We start from the raw sequence: 14,832 nt of genomic DNA on the forward strand, positions 1-14,832 counted from the left end.
ATGTTCACCGGCATTATCGAGGAATTGGGCGAGATCGTCCAGGTGGCGCCGACGGCAGGCGATTCGGCGCTGCTGGGCGTACGTGGCCCACTGGTCACGTCCGACGCCCGACACGGCGACTCGATCGCCGTCAACGGTGTCTGCCTGACCGTCGTGGAGGTGGCCGACGGTGTCTTCACCGCCGACGTGATGGGGGAGACGCTGCGCCGCTCGGCGCTGGGCGCGCTGCGCCCCGGCGACCCGGTCAACCTGGAGCGGGCCGCCGCGCTCGGTAGCCGGCTCGGCGGGCACCTGGTGCAGGGCCACGTCGACGGCGTCGGTGAACTGATCTCCCGGGAGCCGGCCGAGCAGTGGGAGACCGTCCGGTTCCGACTGCCCGCCGCACTGTCCCGGTACGTGGTGGAGAAGGGCTCGATCACCATCGACGGTGTCTCGTTGACAGTGGCCGCCGTCGGCGCGGACGAGTTCGCCGTCGGGCTGATCCCGACCACGCTCAAGCTGACCACGCTCGGCGCGAAGGGCGTCGGCGACCCGGTCAACCTGGAGGTCGACGTGCTGGCCAAGTACGTGGAGCGGCTGCTCGGCGACCGGCTCACCGACGCCGACGCCAGCGGGGCGACCGCGCACCCGGGCGGGGTGGCCTGATGGGCCCGCTCAGCTGGCTGCTGGACGCCCAGGTGCACGTCGCCGGCTCGCCGGTGCTGGCCAGGGAGATCGTCGGCAACGCGTTCGGGCTGGTCTCGGCGCTGCTCGGGTTGCGTCGGCTGGTCTGGGCGTGGCCGGTCGGCATGATCGGTAACGCGCTGCTCCTCACCGTCTTCCTCGGCGGGGTGTTCGCCACCCCGCAGGAGCACGACCTGTACGGGCAGGCCGGCCGGCAGGTGTTCTTCTTCGCGGTCAGCGTCTACGGCTGGTGGCGCTGGCAGCGCAACCGTCGCGCCGACGCCGGGCAGGCCGCGGTCGTGCCGCGCTGGGCCACCGGACGGGAGCGGCTGATGCTGCTGGTGGCCGCCGTGATCGGCACCGCCGCGGCGTACCCGCTGCTCAAGGCCCTCGGCTCCTGGGGCCCGCTGCCCGACGCCTGGATCCTCACCGGCAGCCTGCTGGCCACGTACGGCATGGCCCGCGGCTGGGTGGAGTTCTGGCTGCTCTGGATCGCTGTGGACGCGGTCGGCGTGCCGCTGCTGCTGCGCGGCGGGTTCTACCCGTCGGCCGTCATGTACCTGATCTACGGCGCCCTCTGCGTCTGGGGCTTCGCCGCCTGGTGGCGCACCTCCCGCGCCGCCCGACCGGCGACCGTCCGTACGCCCATCTACACGGAGGCTGTCGCATGACCAGCTTTGGGGATATCGAGCAGGCGATCGCGGACATCGCGGCCGGCCGGCCGGTCGTCGTGGTCGACGACGCGGACCGGGAGAACGAGGGCGACCTGATCTTCGCGGCCGAGTTGGCCACGCCGGAGCTGATGGCGTTCATGGTCCGCTACACCTCCGGCTACGTCTGCGTGGCGCTGACCGAGAGCGAAGCCGACCGGCTCGACCTGCCGCCGATGCACCACACCAACCAGGACCGGCGCGGCACCGCGTACACGGTGACAGTGGACGCCCGCGAGGGGGTCAGCACCGGTATCTCGGCGGCCGACCGCGCGCACACCAGCCGGCTGCTCGCCGGCGCGGCGACCGATCCGACCGACCTGGCCCGCCCCGGGCACGTGGTGCCGCTGCGCGCTCGCGAGGGCGGGGTGCTGCGCCGACCGGGGCACACCGAGGCGGGGATCGACCTGACCCGGCTGGCCGGGCTGCGTCCGGCCGGTGTGCTCTGCGAGCTGGTCAACGACGACGGCACCATGATGCGCCTGCCGGACCTGGAGAAGTTCTCCGCCGAGCACGGCCTCACGCTGGTCACCATCGCCGACCTGATCGCCTACCGGCGGCGTACCGAGAAGCAGGTCGAGCTGGTCGCCGACGCCCGGATGCCGACGAAGCACGGGGTGTTCCGGGCGCTCGGCTACCGCGCCGAGCACGACCCGGCTGAGCACGTCGCGATGGTGCTGGGTGACATCGGTGACGGCCAGGACGTGCTGGTCCGGGTGCACTCCGAGTGTCTGACCGGGGACGTGTTCGGCTCGCTGCGCTGCGACTGTGGGCCGCAGCTGGACGCCGCACTGGCTCGGGTCGGGCAGGAGGGCCGGGGCGTGGTGCTCTACGTCCGTGGGCACGAGGGGCGCGGCATCGGGTTGCTGCACAAGCTGCAGGCGTACCAGTTGCAGGACCTGGGCCGCGACACCGTCGACGCCAACCTCGACCTGGGCCTGCCGGCCGACGCGCGCGACTACGGCACCGGCGCGCAGATCCTCTACGACCTGGGCGTGCGGTCGATGCGGCTGCTGACCAACAACCCGGCCAAGCGGGCCGGGCTGGAGGGGTACGGGTTGACCATCACCGGCCGCGAGGGGCTGCCGGTCGGGGCGCACCCGGAGAACATGCGCTACCTGCGCACCAAGCGGGACCGGATGGGTCACCTGCTGGACGAGTTGGACGAGGTGTCCGAGGCGCCACTGGGGCGTCCGGTCGCCAACGACGAGATCGGAGCATGACGATGGCGGGTTTCGGTGAGCCGGGAGTCGAGGCGGTCGACGCCGCGGGGCTGACCGTCGGGGTCGTTGCCGCCCGCTGGCACGGCGAGCTGACCGATCACATGCTGGAGCGTGCGGTGGCCGCCGCCGAGGCGTGCGGCGCGCGTTCCGTGGTCGCCCGGGTCGCCGGCTCGGTCGAACTGCCGGTGGTCGCGCAGGCCCTCGCCCGCCGCTGCGACGTGGTGGTCGCCCTCGGCGTGGTGGTCCGTGGGTCCACCGCCCACTTCGACTACGTCTGCCGTTCGGTCACCGACGGGCTGACCCGGGTGGCGCTGGACGAGGGCAAGCCGGTGGCGCACGGCGTGTTGACAGTGGAGACCATCGAGCAGGCCCGCGACCGCGCCGGTCTGCCCGGCTCGGCGGAGGACAAGGGGTGGGCCGCCACCGTGGCGGCACTCGACGCGGCGCTGGCCGTGCGGACCGTGGCGGCGGGCAACGCCCAGCGGGTCGGCTTCGGCGGCTGACGCCCCGGCCGTCTCTGAAGGCGGGCCTTCAGAGACGGCCGGCCTCGATGATCCGGCGCAGGAACTGCCGGGTACGGGGCTGGGTCGGCTCGCCGAGCACCTGCTCGGGCGGGCCGCTCTCGATGACCCGCCCGGCGTCGAGGAAGCACACCTCGTCGGCGACCTCCCGGGCGAAGCCCATCTCGTGGGTGGCCAGCACCATGGTCATGCCGTCGGCCTTCAGGTCGCGGATCATCGCCAGCACCTCGCCGACCAGCTCCGGATCGAGCGCGGAGGTGACCTCGTCGAGCAGCATCAGTCGAGGTGAGTTGGCCAGCGCCCGGACGATCGCCACCCGCTGCTGCTGCCCGCCGGAGAGCCGGTCCGGGTAGGCGTCCGCCTTGGCACCGAGCCCCACCCGGTCGAGCAGCTCCCGGGCCTGCGCCTCGGCCTCCGCCCGGCCCCGCCGGTGTACGCGGCGCGGCGCGAGGGTGATGTTGTCCAACACGCTCAGGTGCGGAAAGAGGTTGTACGCCTGGAACACCATGCCGATCCGCCGCCGGACCCGATCGGGGTCCACCCGGGGATCGGAGATGTCCTCCCCGTCCAACTCGATGGTGCCGTCGTCCAACTCCTCCAGCAGGTTGACGCAGCGCAGCAGTGTCGACTTGCCGGACCCGGACGCGCCGATCAGCGCCACCACCTGATGTTCGGCGACGGTCAGGTCGAGCTGGTCGAGCACGGTGTGCCCGCCGAACTCCTTGCGCACGCCTCGACAGCGCAGCAACGCCATGGGTCAGCCTCCCGACTGTCGGCGGGCCGCGCGCAGCGTCACCCAGTCGGTGACCGCGATCAGCGGGATCGCGAGCAGCACGAAGAGCACCCCCGCCACGACGTACGGCGTGTAGTTGAAGGTCTGGGCGGTGGCGATCTGCGCGGCGCGGACCGCGTCGATCGGCCCGGCCAGCGAGACCAGCCCGACGTCCTTCTGCAACGCCACCACGTCGTTGAGCAGGGGTGGCGCCACCCGGCGGACGGCCTGCGGCAGGACCACGTGCCGCATCGTCTGCCGGTAGGTCAGGCCCAACGAGCGGGCCGCGGCGAGTTGGCTGGAGTGCACCGACTCGATGCCGGCCCGGAACACCTCGGCGAGGTAGCCGCCGTAGGTGAGGACCAACGCGATCCCACCCAGCACCAGCACCGGCGGCATGCCCTGCAACCGCAGCCCCGGCACGCCGAGGGTGAGCAGGTACAGCACGATGATCAGCGGTAGGCCGCGGAAGGTGTACGTGTAGCCGGCGGCCAGCGCGCGGACCGGGAAGAAGACCGGCCCGCGCAGCGTCCGCAGCACGGCGATCACCAGCCCGAGCAGCAGCGCGCCGACCGCACAGCAGACCAGCAGCCGTACGTTGAGCCAGAGCCCGCTCAGCACCGTGGGCAGCGCGTCGCGGGCGATCTCCGGATCCAGGAACGACCGCCGGACCCGGTCCCAGCCCGGCGCCCCGGTCACCGCGATCACCAGCAGCGTGCCGAGCGCCGCCGTCGAGGACGCCGCGACGAGCACGCTGTAGACGGTCTGCTGACGCCGGTACGCCGACCGGCGCAGCTGCGCCTCCGAGGGCACATGATCCAGAAGCGTCACCGCAGCTCGGCCGCCCCCGCCACCTGCGCGAGCCACTTCTGTTCCAGCTCCTTCAGTGTGCCCGCCGTGGTGAGTTGACCGACCGCCGCGCTCACGCAGGAGGTCAGTGGGGAGTTCTTGTCCAGCAGCAACCCGAACGCCTCGGGCGTACCGACCTGCGGCACCTGCCCGACGATCGTCGCGTCGGTGATCTCCGCGCCGGTGATGTAGAAGGCGGTCGGAAGATCCACCACGAGACCGTCCAGCTGCCCGTTCTGGAGGGCCTTCTTGGCATCGTCGTTGCTGTTGTAGACCTGCGGCTTGGCGGCCGGCTTGATCACGTCGGTGATCGCCTGGTAGCTGGTGGTGCCGACCTGCGCGCCGAGCCGAGCGTCCCGCAGCTCGGCCAGCGACTTCCGGCCGGCGATCTTCGAGGACTTCAACGCGATGACGGTCTGCCGTACCAGGTAGTACGGCGCGGAGAAGTCGACCGCCTGCTTGCGCTCGTCGGTGATGGAGAACTGGTTGATGTCGAAGTCGAAGTCCTTCGGCCCCGGCGCGATGGCGGTGTCGAACTTGACCCGGGTCCAGGTGACGTCGCCGCGGGCGTAGCCGAGCTTCTCGGCCACCGCGTACGCGACGGCGGATTCGAAGCCCTCGCCGCTGTCCGGCTTGTCCTTGGCGAACCACGGCTCGTACGCGGGCTGGTCGGTGGCGATGGTCAGCTTGCCCGGCGTACGCGTGGGCAGGCTGTCCTTGGCGCAGGACGGCGCGGCGGTGACATTGGGGGTGGGTTTCTCGTCCTGTGGCGCGCATCCGGCGGTGGCTACGACGACGGCACCGGCGAAGGTGAGCGCGAGGAGACGTGAGCGGCTGGCCATGGCGGACAGCGTAGAGCTCCATGGGCATCGATCGGCAATTGTCCCACCATGTTGGTAGGGAATTGTCCGCTTGCTGGATTTCGACGGACCCGGACGTGGGGCGTCACCCGGGTGGCTGGAAGAATCGTTCCCCGTGAAGACGTTCGAGGAGTTGTTCGCCGAGCTGCAGGCCAAGGCCGCCGCCGGCACCCCGGGCTCGGGCACCGTCGCCGCGCTGGACAAGGGCGTGCACTTCATCGGCAAGAAGGTCGTCGAGGAGGCGGCCGAGTCGTGGATGGCCGCCGAGCACGAGGGGCCGGAGCGCACCGCCGAGGAGATCTCCCAGCTGCTCTACCAGGTCCAGGTGTTGATGCTCGCCAGCGGTCTCGAGCTCAAGGACGTCTACCGACATCTGTGAGTGCCTCCCACCCCTGTTGATCACCAACCGGACCCAAGGAGCACTCCGTCATGCTGCGTGTCGCCATTCCCAACAAGGGCACCCTGGCCGAACCGGCCGCCCAGATGCTGCGCGAGGCGGGCTACCGCCAGCGCACCGACCCCAAGGACCTCGTCTGCCGGGACGAGGCGAACGACGTCGAATTCTTCTACCTGCGCCCGAAGGACATCGCCACCTACGTCGGCTCCGGTGACCTCGACCTCGGGATCACCGGCCGGGACCTGCTGATCGACTCGGCCGCGCCGGCCGAGGAGGTCGTCGACCTCGCCTTCGGCCGGGCCACGTTCCGCTTCGCCGCCCGCCCCGACGACATCGCCTCCGTGCAGGAGTTGGGCGGTCACCGTATCGCCACCGCGTACCCGGGGCTGGTCGAACGGCACCTCGGCGAGGTGGGCGTCAAGGCCGACGTGATCCGCCTCGACGGCGCGGTGGAGAACGCCGTACGCCTCGGCGTCGCCGACGTGATCGCGGACGTGGTGGAAACCGGCGCGACCCTGCGCCAGGCGGGCCTGGTGGTCTTCGGTGAGCCGCTGCTGCGCTCGTCGGCGGTGCTCGTCCGGCGCGCCGGCGCGCCCGCCCAACCGCAGGCCGAGCAGTTGCTGCGTCGCCTGCACGGTGTGCTGGTGGCCCGCCGCTACGTGATGCTCGCCTACGACGTGCCGGCCGGTCTGCTGGACCGGGCCAGCGGGCTCACCCCGGGCATCGAGTCGCCCACCGTGTCGCCGCTGCACCGGGAGGGCTGGGTGGCGGTGCAGGCGATGGTGCTCCGCGACGACGTGCACCGCATCATGGACGAGCTGTACGAACTGGGCGCCCGCGCCATCCTCGTCACCAACATCCACGCCTGCCGCCTCTGACCGTCGCGTCCGCAGCGCGGCCTCGGCGCGTGGGACCTCCCGACGGCCCCGCCCGGACCGGCAAGATCGCGCTCGATCATTGAAGTCGTGGTCTCGATCTCGACGGAGGCCACTGGATCCTGGATCGAGCGCGATCTTGAGGTGGCTGGTGGCTGGTGGGCTCGGGGTGGTGGCTCGGCGGGTGGTGCGTTCGATGACCGGGTGCGGATGGCAGACTGATGGGGTGAGTGAAACCGAACTGGTCCGCCTGAAGCCCCGCCGCATCCGCGTGGTCTGCTGGTCGGCGGCGGCTGCCCTGGTGGTGGTGTTCGGTCTGGTCGCCACCTCGCTGAGCGGCCCGACCGGCGATGGCTACGGCAGCTTCCAGCGCGGCGACCAGATCGCCATGATCGGTCTGGGCATCTTCGGGGCGCTGGGCTTCCTGCTGTTCACCCGTCCCCGGGTGGAGGCGGACGCACGGAGCATCCGGGTCCGTAACGTCATCAGCTCCTACGAGCTGCCCTGGGAGGTCGTCCGGGGTGTCCGTTTCGACCGGGGCGCGCCGTGGGCCAGCCTGGAGCTGCACGACGACGACCTGCTGCCGATGGTCGCGTTGCAGGCCGCCGACAAGGAGTCGGCCGTCGACGGGGTCCGCGCGCTGCGCCGGCTGCACGAGGCCCACCAGGCCCGCCTCGCCGAGCGCGCCGTCGGCCGCTGACCTGACGAAGCCTCCCACCGCCGACCTCGCGTCGTCGCCCACCGGCCAGGCCCGCCGCGGCACCCTCGCCGAGATCTGGACAACTTCCCTGAAACTGCTGCCTCCCGGCACCCTGAGGCGGCAGTTTCAGAGAAAGTGCGCGGATCTCGAAGCGGCGACAGGGCGACGCGGCGGCCGCGACGCAACGGCCGGCCACGCTCGTGCCCGGCCGCAGGTCGTGCCCGGTTTGGGGGTCGCCGGGGCGCCGGTGTAGTGTTATCGAGTCGACCAGGCTGTCTCCGCGTGCGAGCAGACAGCCTTGAAAGCGGAGCGCCTGCTCCCACCCGAGTCGCCGCTACGGTGGCCGGGTCCGGTCACCGGTTCCGGGCATGTCCCGGGTCCGGATGCGCGATCCTTGTGATCGTGCTGACCGGTCGAGCGGGCCCTGGCATGCGCCGGGGCCTTCTGCTTTTCGGGTCGGTTCCCTCCTGGGAGCCGCAGGGGTCGGCGACTGAGCAGAAACGACTCGAGGAGGCCCCATCAGCGTCGAACCACGCGTGAACGAGCAGATCCGGGCACGTGAGGTCCGACTGGTCGGCCCAGAGGGTGAGCAGGTGGGCATCGTCCCGCTGGAGCGCGCTCTTCAGCTGGCCGCGGACGTCGATCTGGACCTGGTCGAGGTTGCGCCGATGGCGCGCCCGCCGGTGTGCAAGCTCATGGACTTCGGCAAGTTCAAGTACGAGAGCGCACTCAAGGCGCGCGAAGCGCGGCGTAATCAGCAGCAGACCGTCATCAAGGAAATGAAGCTTCGGCCGAAGATCGACCCGCACGACTACGAGACCAAAAAGGGTCACGTGGTGCGGTTCCTCAAGGCGGGCGACAAGGTCAAGGTGACGATCATGTTCCGCGGTCGCGAGCAGAGCCGCCCGGAGCTGGGTTACCGGCTCCTGCGCCGGCTCGAATCCGAGATCACGGAACTGGGATACGTCGAGGCCGCTCCGAAGCAGGACGGCCGAAACATGATCATGGTTCTCGCCCCGCATCGGGCCGTCAAGGCCTCCGCGGTCGCCGCTACGGCGTCTCGCGGCGGACCTCGGGACCGGGCAGCGGACGAGTCCGCCACTCCGGAAGCCGATGAGACCGCGGCGGTCAGCGAGACCGCAGCAGCCGGTGACACCGGCCTCGCCGCCGACACCAGCGGCGAGTAACAGGGGAGAAGACGTTCCACATGCCGAAGATGAAGAGCCACACGGGGATGGGTAAGCGGGTCAAGGTGACCGGCAAGGGCAAGATCGTTGCCCAGCAGGCCGGCCTCCGCCACAACCTGGAGAAGAAGCCCTCCACCCAGACCCGCCGGCTGACCGGCACGGTCGTGCTGGCCAAGGCCGACGTCAAGCGCATCAAGAAGCTGCTCGGCCGCTGACGCGCGCCACCTTTACGTAATTAGGAGTTGAGATGGCACGCGTCAAGCGGGCTGTAAACGCCCAGAAGAAGCGTCGTACCCTGCTGGAGTCCGCGAGTGGTTACCGCGGTCAGCGCTCCCGCCTGTACCGCAAGGCCAAGGAGCAGGTGCTGCACTCGATGCAGTACGCCTACCGGGACCGTCGTGACCGCAAGGGCGACTTCCGGCAGCTGTGGATTCAGCGGATCAACGCGGGCGCCCGGGCCAACGGGATGACCTACAACCGTCTGATCCAGGGCCTGCGTCTGGCCGGCATCGAGGTCGACCGCAAGATCCTGGCCGACATGGCTGTCAACGACGCCGCCTCTTTCGCGGCGATCGTCGAGCTGGCCCGGGCCGCGGTCACGGCCGAGGGCACCGGCGGCGCGGCGGCTCAGGCCGCCTGATCCCCACGCACCAGAGCGAGGCGTCTCCCGTGTCGGCACCGCCGTCCGGGGGGCGCCTCAATCGTGCCGGAGGAGCGCACATCATGGCTTTCACCCCGCGTACCCCCAGGGTTGTCGCCGCCCGCCGCCTGCAACGCCGCCGGGACCGCGACGCCACCGGCCGTTTCCTGGCCGAGGGCCCGCAGGCGGTCCGCGAGGCCCTCGCGCGGCCGGAGGTGGTCACCGAACTGTTCGGTACGACCACCGCGCTCGACCGGTATCCGGAGTTGGCCGCCACGGCGGCCCGCGCCGACGTGCCGGTCTCCGAGGTGACCGACGACGCCCTCGCGGCGCTGACCGAGACCGTCGCCCCACAGGGGTTGGTGGCCGTCTGCCGGCACGTGGACGTCTCACTGGAGCAGGCCCTCGCGGGTGCGCCCCGGCTGGTGGCGGTGCTCGCCGAGATCCGCGACCCGGGCAACGCCGGCACGGTGCTGCGCACCGCCGACGCGGCCGGTGCGGGTGCGGTGATCTTCGCCGGAGACGCCGTCGACCCGTACAACGGCAAGTGTGTGCGGGCCTCGGCCGGCAGCCTCTTCCACGTCGACGTGGTGCGCGCCACCGACCCGGTCGCGGTGGTCGACGCGCTGCGCGCCGCCGGGCTGTCGATCTTCGCCACCACCGGGTACGGCGACAGCGACCTGGACGACCTGACCGACTACGGTCGGCTCGTCGGGCCCACCGCCTGGCTGTTCGGCTCGGAGGCGCACGGGCTGCCCGAGGAGTTGACAGCCGCCGCCGACACCACGGTGCGGGTGCCGCTGTACGGGCGCGCGGAGAGCCTCAACCTGGCTGCCGCCGCCGCGGTCTGCCTGTACGCTTCAGCGAGAGCACAGCGCTGAGGTGATTGCCTCCGGCGCCACTGACAGCAGGGGAGAGCGTCCGTCCATGAACGCGACACGGCGTTCGTTTAGCCAGCCCGCCGGTGTCGGCGGGCGGCGGGCCTGACCTGCTCCCTGCGCAACTCCTACCGGCGGGCTGCGGCACAGCCGCGCGTCCGTAGACTCGCCTAGCCGCCCCGGTGAGGGCTGGCGCCGCCGTGAGGGAGTGCCCGTACGCCATGAGCTACCGCAACGATCCGTACGACCCGAAGCAGGTCGCCCTGCTCGACCCCGCCGCACTGGCCGAGGCCGTCGCTGACGCCACGAAGGCGTTCGAGGCCGCGGCCGACCCGGACGCGCTGACCGCGCTGCGCTCGGTGCACCTGGGTGACCGGTCACCGGTCTCCCTCGCGCGCCGGGAGATCGGCGCGCTGCCGCCGGCCGCGAAGTCCGACGCCGGCAAGCGGGTCAACGAGGCCCGCCGGGCGATCGAGTCCGCGTACGCCGAGCGCGCCGAGGTGGTGGAGCGCGAGCAGGCCGAGCGAGTGCTGGTCGAGGAGCGGGTGGACGTCACCCTGCCCTACGACCGGCGTCCGCGCGGCGCCCGGCACCCGCTGAGCACCCTGATGGAGTCGATCAGCGACCTCTTCGTCGGGATGGGCTACGAGGTGGCCGAGGGGCCCGAGGTTGACCTGGAGTGGGTCAACTTCGACGCGTTGAACATCCCCGCCGACCACCCGGCGCGCGGGTTGATGGACACCTTCCACATCGCACCGGAGGGCTCCGGCCTGGTGCTGCGTACGCACACCTCGACGGTGCAGACCCGCACGATGCTCAGCCGCAAGCCGCCGATCTACGTGATCGTGCCGGGCCGCGTCTACCGCACCGACGAGATCGACGCCACCCACAGCCCGGTGTTCCACCAGGCCGAGGGCCTGGTGGTCGACAAGGGCATCACGATGGCCCACCTGCGGGGCACGCTGGACCACTTCGCCCGGGCGATGTTCGGCCCGGAGGCGAAGACCCGGTGGCGGCCGCACTACTTCCCGTTCACTGAGCCGTCGGCGGAGTTCGACGTGTGGTTCCCGGAGCACCGTGACGGCCCGCAGTGGGTCGAGTGGGGTGGCTGCGGCATGGTCAACCCCCGGGTGCTGCGCGCCTGCGGCGTCGACCCGGAGGTCTACTCCGGATTCGCCTTCGGCATGGGCATCGACCGGACCCTGATGGTCCGGCACGGGGTCAGCGACATCCGCCATCTCTTCGAGGGCGACGTGCGGTTCAGCCGCGCGCTCGGGACCGGGGCGTAGGCGATGCGGGTACGAGACACGGGAACGGTGGTCTGAAGTCATGCGAGTTTCTGTCAGTTGGCTGCGGGAGTACGTCGACCTCCCCGCCGACCTGCCCACCGGTGACCTGGAGCAGGCCCTGGTCGACCTCGGCATCGAGGTCGAGTCCGTGGTGGACCTGGCCGAGACCGTCACCGGCCAGTTGGTCGTCGGTGAGGTCCGCGAGATCGAGGAGCTCACCGGCTTCAAGAAGCCGATCCGGTTCTGCCGGGTCGACGTGGGTGCCGCCAACGGCACCGGCGAGCCGCAGGAGATCGTCTGCGGTGCCCGTAACTTCGCCCCGGGTGACCGGGTGGTGGTGATCCTGCCCGGCGGCGTGCTGCCCGGCGGGTTCGCCATCGGCGCCCGCAAGACGTACGGGCACAACTCGGCGGGCATGATCTGCTCCGCCAAGGAACTGGGCCTGGGCGACGACCACTCCGGCATCATCGTGCTGGGGTCGGACGTGACGGCCAAGCCGGGCGACGACGCGCGCCCGGTGGTCGGCCTCGACGACGTCGTCCTCGATCTGGAGATCACCCCTGACCGGGGGTACGCGCTGAGCCTGCGCGGCCTGGCCCGGGAGTTGTCGCACGCGTTCGACGTGCCGCTGCGCGACCCGGCCCTGGCGCCGGCCCCGGGTGGCACCGAGACACCGGCGTACCCGGTGGAGGTCCGCGACACGGTCGGCTGCGACCGGTTCACGGCCCGCCTGGTCCGCGGGGTCGACCCGACCGCGCCCACACCGTCCTGGATGCAGCAGCGGCTCGTCACCGCCGGCATCCGCAGCATCTCGCTGCCAGTCGACATCACCAACTACGTGATGTTGGAGCTGGGCCAGCCGATGCACGCCTTCGACGCCGACCGGATCGCCGGGCCGCTGGTGGTCCGTCGCGCCGACGCGGGGGAGAAGCTGACCACCCTCGACGGGGTCAATCGGGTGCTCACCGGCGACGACATGGTGATCTGCGACGACACTGGCCCGATCTCCCTCGCCGCGGTGATGGGCGGCGAGACCAGCGAGGTCGTCGCCGGCACGACCACAGTGCTCTTCGAGGCGGCGCACTGGGACCCGGCGATGGTCGGGCGCACCGCCCGCCGGCACAAGCTGTTCAGCGAGGCCGCGAAGCGCTGGGAGCGGGGCGTCGACCCGGCCGTGGCGCTGGTCGCGCTGGAGCGTGCCGTGCGGCTGCTCGCCGAACACGGCGGGGGCACGCCGAGTGCGGAGATCCTGGACATCGACCACGTCCGGCCGCGTACCCCGATCAGTCTTCCGGCGGACCTGCCGACCCGCCGGGTCGGCGTCGAGTACCCGCCGGCGCGGGTGGTCGCCCTGCTGGAGCGGGTCGGCTGCACTGTCGCGCAGGGCGCGGACCGGTTGTCCGAGGACCCGGGCGCGGTCGGCGTGGCCAGCGGCGTCGGGACGGTGCTGAGCGTGACGCCGCCGACCTGGCGGCCGGACCTGACCGACCCGGCCGACCTGGTCGAGGAGGTGGTCCGCCTCGACGGGTACGACCGGGTGCCGTCGGTGCTGCCGACCGCGCCTCCGGGGCGCGGTCTGACCCCGCGGCAGCGTCGCCGTCGGGCCGTCGCTGGGTCGCTGGCCGAGCGGGGGTACGTGGAGGTGCTCGCGCACCCGTTCGTGTCGCCGGAGCTGGCCGACCAGCTCGGCCTGCCGGCCGACGACCCGCGTCGGCCCGCGGTGCGGCTGGCCAACCCGCTGTCCGAGGAGGAGCCGCTGCTGCGCACCACGCTGCTCGGCCCGCTGCTCGGCATCCTCAAGCGCAACCTCGGCCGGGGGCACCGCGACCTCGCCCTCTACGAGATCGGTGCGGTCTTCCACCCGCGCCTCGGCGCCGGCAGCCCGCCGGCGATGGGCGTGGACCGGCGCCCCACCGACGAGGAGTTCGCAGCCGCCGACGCGGTGGTGCCGGCGCAGCCGGTGCACGTCGCGGTGGTGCTCTCCGGCGACCTGGACCCGGCCGGCTGGTGGGGTGCGGGTCGACCGGCCGGCTGGGCGGACGCGATCGAGGCGGCCCGTGACGTGCTGGCCGCCGCCGGGATCCCCGACGAGCGGGTCGAGGTGCGCGCCGCCGAGTACGCCCCGTGGCACCCGGGTCGCTGCGCCGAGCTGCGGGTCGACGGCTCGGTCGTCGGACACGCCGGCGAGCTGCACCCGGTGGTGGTCGCGGCGTTGGAGCTGCCCCGCCGCACCAGCGCGATGGAGCTGAACCTCGACACGCTGCCGCCGACCCCGGTGACGCCGGCGCCGACGGTCTCCGGCTTCCCGCCGGCACTGATCGACGTGGCCCTGGTGGTGGACGAGTCGGTGCCGGCGGAGCAGGTGCGCCGGGCGCTGGAGGCGGGCGCCGGTGAGCTGCTGGAGGACGTGCGGCTGTTCGACGTGTACTCCGGCGCGCAGCTCGGCGCCGGCCGCCGCTCGTTGGCGTACAAGCTCACCTTCCGGGCACCGGACCGGACGCTGACCGTCGAGGAGGCGGTCGCGGCGCGGGACGCGGCGGTCGCCGTCGCGGCGGAGCGACTCGGCGCCACCCTGCGCGGCGCCTGACGCGACCCACGACGGCCCCGGTACCCCGCAGCGGGTAGCGGGGCCGTCGTCGTTTCGCCGCCGGCTGCGCCGTGTCGGGCTTCCGACAGGCCGCGCCGGCCCTCGGCGGCGGCGAGGGCGTCCCTGGCACGTTGCGGTGGCTCGGCACCAGGCATCCGTCGGCGGTGGCATGCGTCGGCGTCGATACCGGGTGCCCTTCGGGTGATCGGCCGGGGGCTCGGCGTCGACGTTGCCGACCATGTCACGAGCCTTTCCGAGGTCGACACGAATCGGTAGCCTTGCCTGGCGAAGGGGTGAGCGCCGACGCCTGTCGCAGGCCTTCAGGTCAAGGAGCAGCGCATGATCGAGGCAATCGTCGCCGCGGCGCTCGTCAAGATCGCCGAGGGGTCCGGGACAGCACTCGTCGACCTGATCCGGCGGCGATTCGTCCGCAGTGACGAGCCGGCAGGGATGCTCGAATCCCTTGACCGGGTCGCGCAGGGCGACGCCTCGGCGGACGACATGGCGCAACTCCGTGCGCTCCTGGCCCGTTTCGCGGCCGAGGATCCGGAGTTTCTGCGGGAGCTCCGGCAGGGGTCCACGTCGATCGGCAGCACCAACGTGGTGGCCTCCAGCAACGTGGGCAAGCTGGTGCAGGCCCAGCGCGTCGGCGACATCACGATGTAGCCGGAAGGTGGCCGA

The 14,832-nt window shown here is 71.8% G+C and carries 17 protein-coding genes; 14 read left to right on the forward strand and 3 right to left on the reverse strand.

Features of this window, described 5'->3' with window-relative positions; genetic code table 11:
- From MED15_RS14565 to ribH, 4 genes are read left to right on the forward strand one after another with little or no spacing between them, the layout of a single operon-like run.
- Nucleotides 1-645 carry a riboflavin synthase gene (locus MED15_RS14565; RefSeq protein WP_112584598.1) on the forward strand — a complete coding sequence of 215 codons (645 nt, stop codon included), beginning with the start codon at nucleotides 1-3 and terminating at the stop codon, nucleotides 643-645.
- The gene (gene pnuC / locus MED15_RS14570) at nucleotides 645-1,334 is read left to right on the forward strand and encodes a nicotinamide riboside transporter PnuC (RefSeq protein ID WP_112584599.1); all 690 of its coding nucleotides are present in this window, start codon (nucleotides 645-647) and stop codon (nucleotides 1,332-1,334) included. Before MED15_RS14565 ends, pnuC begins: the two co-directional genes overlap by 1 nt.
- A complete protein-coding gene (locus MED15_RS14575; protein ID WP_112584600.1) occupies nucleotides 1,331-2,596 on the forward strand; it encodes a bifunctional 3,4-dihydroxy-2-butanone-4-phosphate synthase/GTP cyclohydrolase II in 1,266 nt (421 codons plus the stop codon). Before pnuC ends, MED15_RS14575 begins: the two co-directional genes overlap by 4 nt.
- Nucleotides 2,597-2,598: 2 nt before the next feature.
- Nucleotides 2,599-3,099, forward strand: coding sequence for a 6,7-dimethyl-8-ribityllumazine synthase (gene ribH, locus MED15_RS14580; RefSeq protein ID WP_091401939.1), 501 nt, complete (start codon nucleotides 2,599-2,601; stop codon nucleotides 3,097-3,099).
- Between the two features lie 28 nt (nucleotides 3,100-3,127).
- Here the strand turns inward: ribH and MED15_RS14585 are convergent, their stop codons facing one another.
- From MED15_RS14585 to MED15_RS14595, 3 genes are read right to left on the reverse strand one after another with little or no spacing between them, the layout of a single operon-like run.
- Nucleotides 3,128-3,871 carry an amino acid ABC transporter ATP-binding protein gene (locus MED15_RS14585; RefSeq protein ID WP_112604919.1) on the reverse strand — a complete coding sequence of 248 codons (744 nt, stop codon included), beginning with the start codon at nucleotides 3,869-3,871 and terminating at the stop codon, nucleotides 3,128-3,130.
- A gap of 3 nt (nucleotides 3,872-3,874) precedes the next feature.
- Nucleotides 3,875-4,720: an amino acid ABC transporter permease gene (locus tag MED15_RS14590; protein WP_112584602.1), complete on the reverse strand. Its 846-nt coding sequence runs from the start codon at nucleotides 4,718-4,720 to the stop codon at nucleotides 3,875-3,877.
- Nucleotides 4,717-5,580: an ABC transporter substrate-binding protein gene (locus MED15_RS14595; RefSeq protein ID WP_112584603.1), complete on the reverse strand. Its 864-nt coding sequence runs from the start codon at nucleotides 5,578-5,580 to the stop codon at nucleotides 4,717-4,719. The genes MED15_RS14590 and MED15_RS14595 overlap by 4 nt, the downstream gene beginning before the upstream one ends.
- A 133-nt stretch (nucleotides 5,581-5,713) precedes the next feature.
- Here MED15_RS14595 and MED15_RS14600 point away from each other — a divergent pair, with 133 nt between their 5' ends.
- The 10 genes from MED15_RS14600 to MED15_RS14645 all read left to right on the forward strand — a co-directional run bounded on the left by MED15_RS14600 (nucleotide 5,714) and on the right by MED15_RS14645 (nucleotide 14,817).
- Entirely contained in the window at nucleotides 5,714-5,977 is a 264-nt protein-coding gene (locus MED15_RS14600) for a phosphoribosyl-ATP diphosphatase (RefSeq protein WP_030335709.1), read from the forward strand.
- Nucleotides 5,978-6,027: 50 nt separating this feature from the next.
- Nucleotides 6,028-6,873 carry an ATP phosphoribosyltransferase gene (gene hisG / locus MED15_RS14605; RefSeq protein ID WP_030488425.1) on the forward strand — a complete coding sequence of 282 codons (846 nt, stop codon included), beginning with the start codon at nucleotides 6,028-6,030 and terminating at the stop codon, nucleotides 6,871-6,873.
- Between the two features lie 223 nt (nucleotides 6,874-7,096).
- Complete coding sequence (locus tag MED15_RS14610) at nucleotides 7,097-7,570, forward strand: PH domain-containing protein (RefSeq protein WP_181518664.1); 474 nt, start codon at nucleotides 7,097-7,099, stop codon at nucleotides 7,568-7,570.
- A 536-nt stretch (nucleotides 7,571-8,106) separates the two neighbouring features.
- Complete coding sequence (gene infC / locus MED15_RS14615) at nucleotides 8,107-8,757, forward strand: translation initiation factor IF-3 (RefSeq protein ID WP_091401946.1); 651 nt, start codon at nucleotides 8,107-8,109, stop codon at nucleotides 8,755-8,757.
- A 20-nt stretch (nucleotides 8,758-8,777) separates the two neighbouring features.
- On the forward strand, nucleotides 8,778-8,972 hold the full coding sequence (rpmI, locus tag MED15_RS14620) for a 50S ribosomal protein L35 (protein ID WP_007458415.1): 195 nt from the start codon (nucleotides 8,778-8,780) through the stop codon (nucleotides 8,970-8,972).
- Between the two features lie 32 nt (nucleotides 8,973-9,004).
- Nucleotides 9,005-9,397, forward strand: a complete 393-nt coding sequence (rplT, locus tag MED15_RS14625) for a 50S ribosomal protein L20 (protein WP_030488429.1) — start codon at nucleotides 9,005-9,007, stop codon at nucleotides 9,395-9,397.
- Between the two features lie 83 nt (nucleotides 9,398-9,480).
- Nucleotides 9,481-10,278 (forward strand): TrmH family RNA methyltransferase, encoded by a 798-nt coding sequence (locus tag MED15_RS14630; protein ID WP_112604916.1) that lies wholly within the window; start codon nucleotides 9,481-9,483, stop codon nucleotides 10,276-10,278.
- A 218-nt stretch (nucleotides 10,279-10,496) separates the two neighbouring features.
- Nucleotides 10,497-11,564, forward strand: coding sequence for a phenylalanine--tRNA ligase subunit alpha (gene pheS / locus MED15_RS14635; RefSeq protein WP_030335722.1), 1,068 nt, complete (start codon nucleotides 10,497-10,499; stop codon nucleotides 11,562-11,564).
- Between the two features lie 40 nt (nucleotides 11,565-11,604).
- Nucleotides 11,605-14,151: a phenylalanine--tRNA ligase subunit beta gene (pheT, locus tag MED15_RS14640; protein WP_112604913.1), complete on the forward strand. Its 2,547-nt coding sequence runs from the start codon at nucleotides 11,605-11,607 to the stop codon at nucleotides 14,149-14,151.
- A gap of 339 nt (nucleotides 14,152-14,490) precedes the next feature.
- Nucleotides 14,491-14,817 carry a hypothetical protein gene (locus MED15_RS14645; protein WP_112604910.1) on the forward strand — a complete coding sequence of 109 codons (327 nt, stop codon included), beginning with the start codon at nucleotides 14,491-14,493 and terminating at the stop codon, nucleotides 14,815-14,817.
- Nucleotides 14,818-14,832 lie beyond the last annotated feature (15 nt).

This window comes from Micromonospora noduli, from assembly GCF_003264475.1.
Classification (GTDB): Bacteria; Actinomycetota; Actinomycetes; order Mycobacteriales; family Micromonosporaceae; genus Micromonospora; species Micromonospora noduli.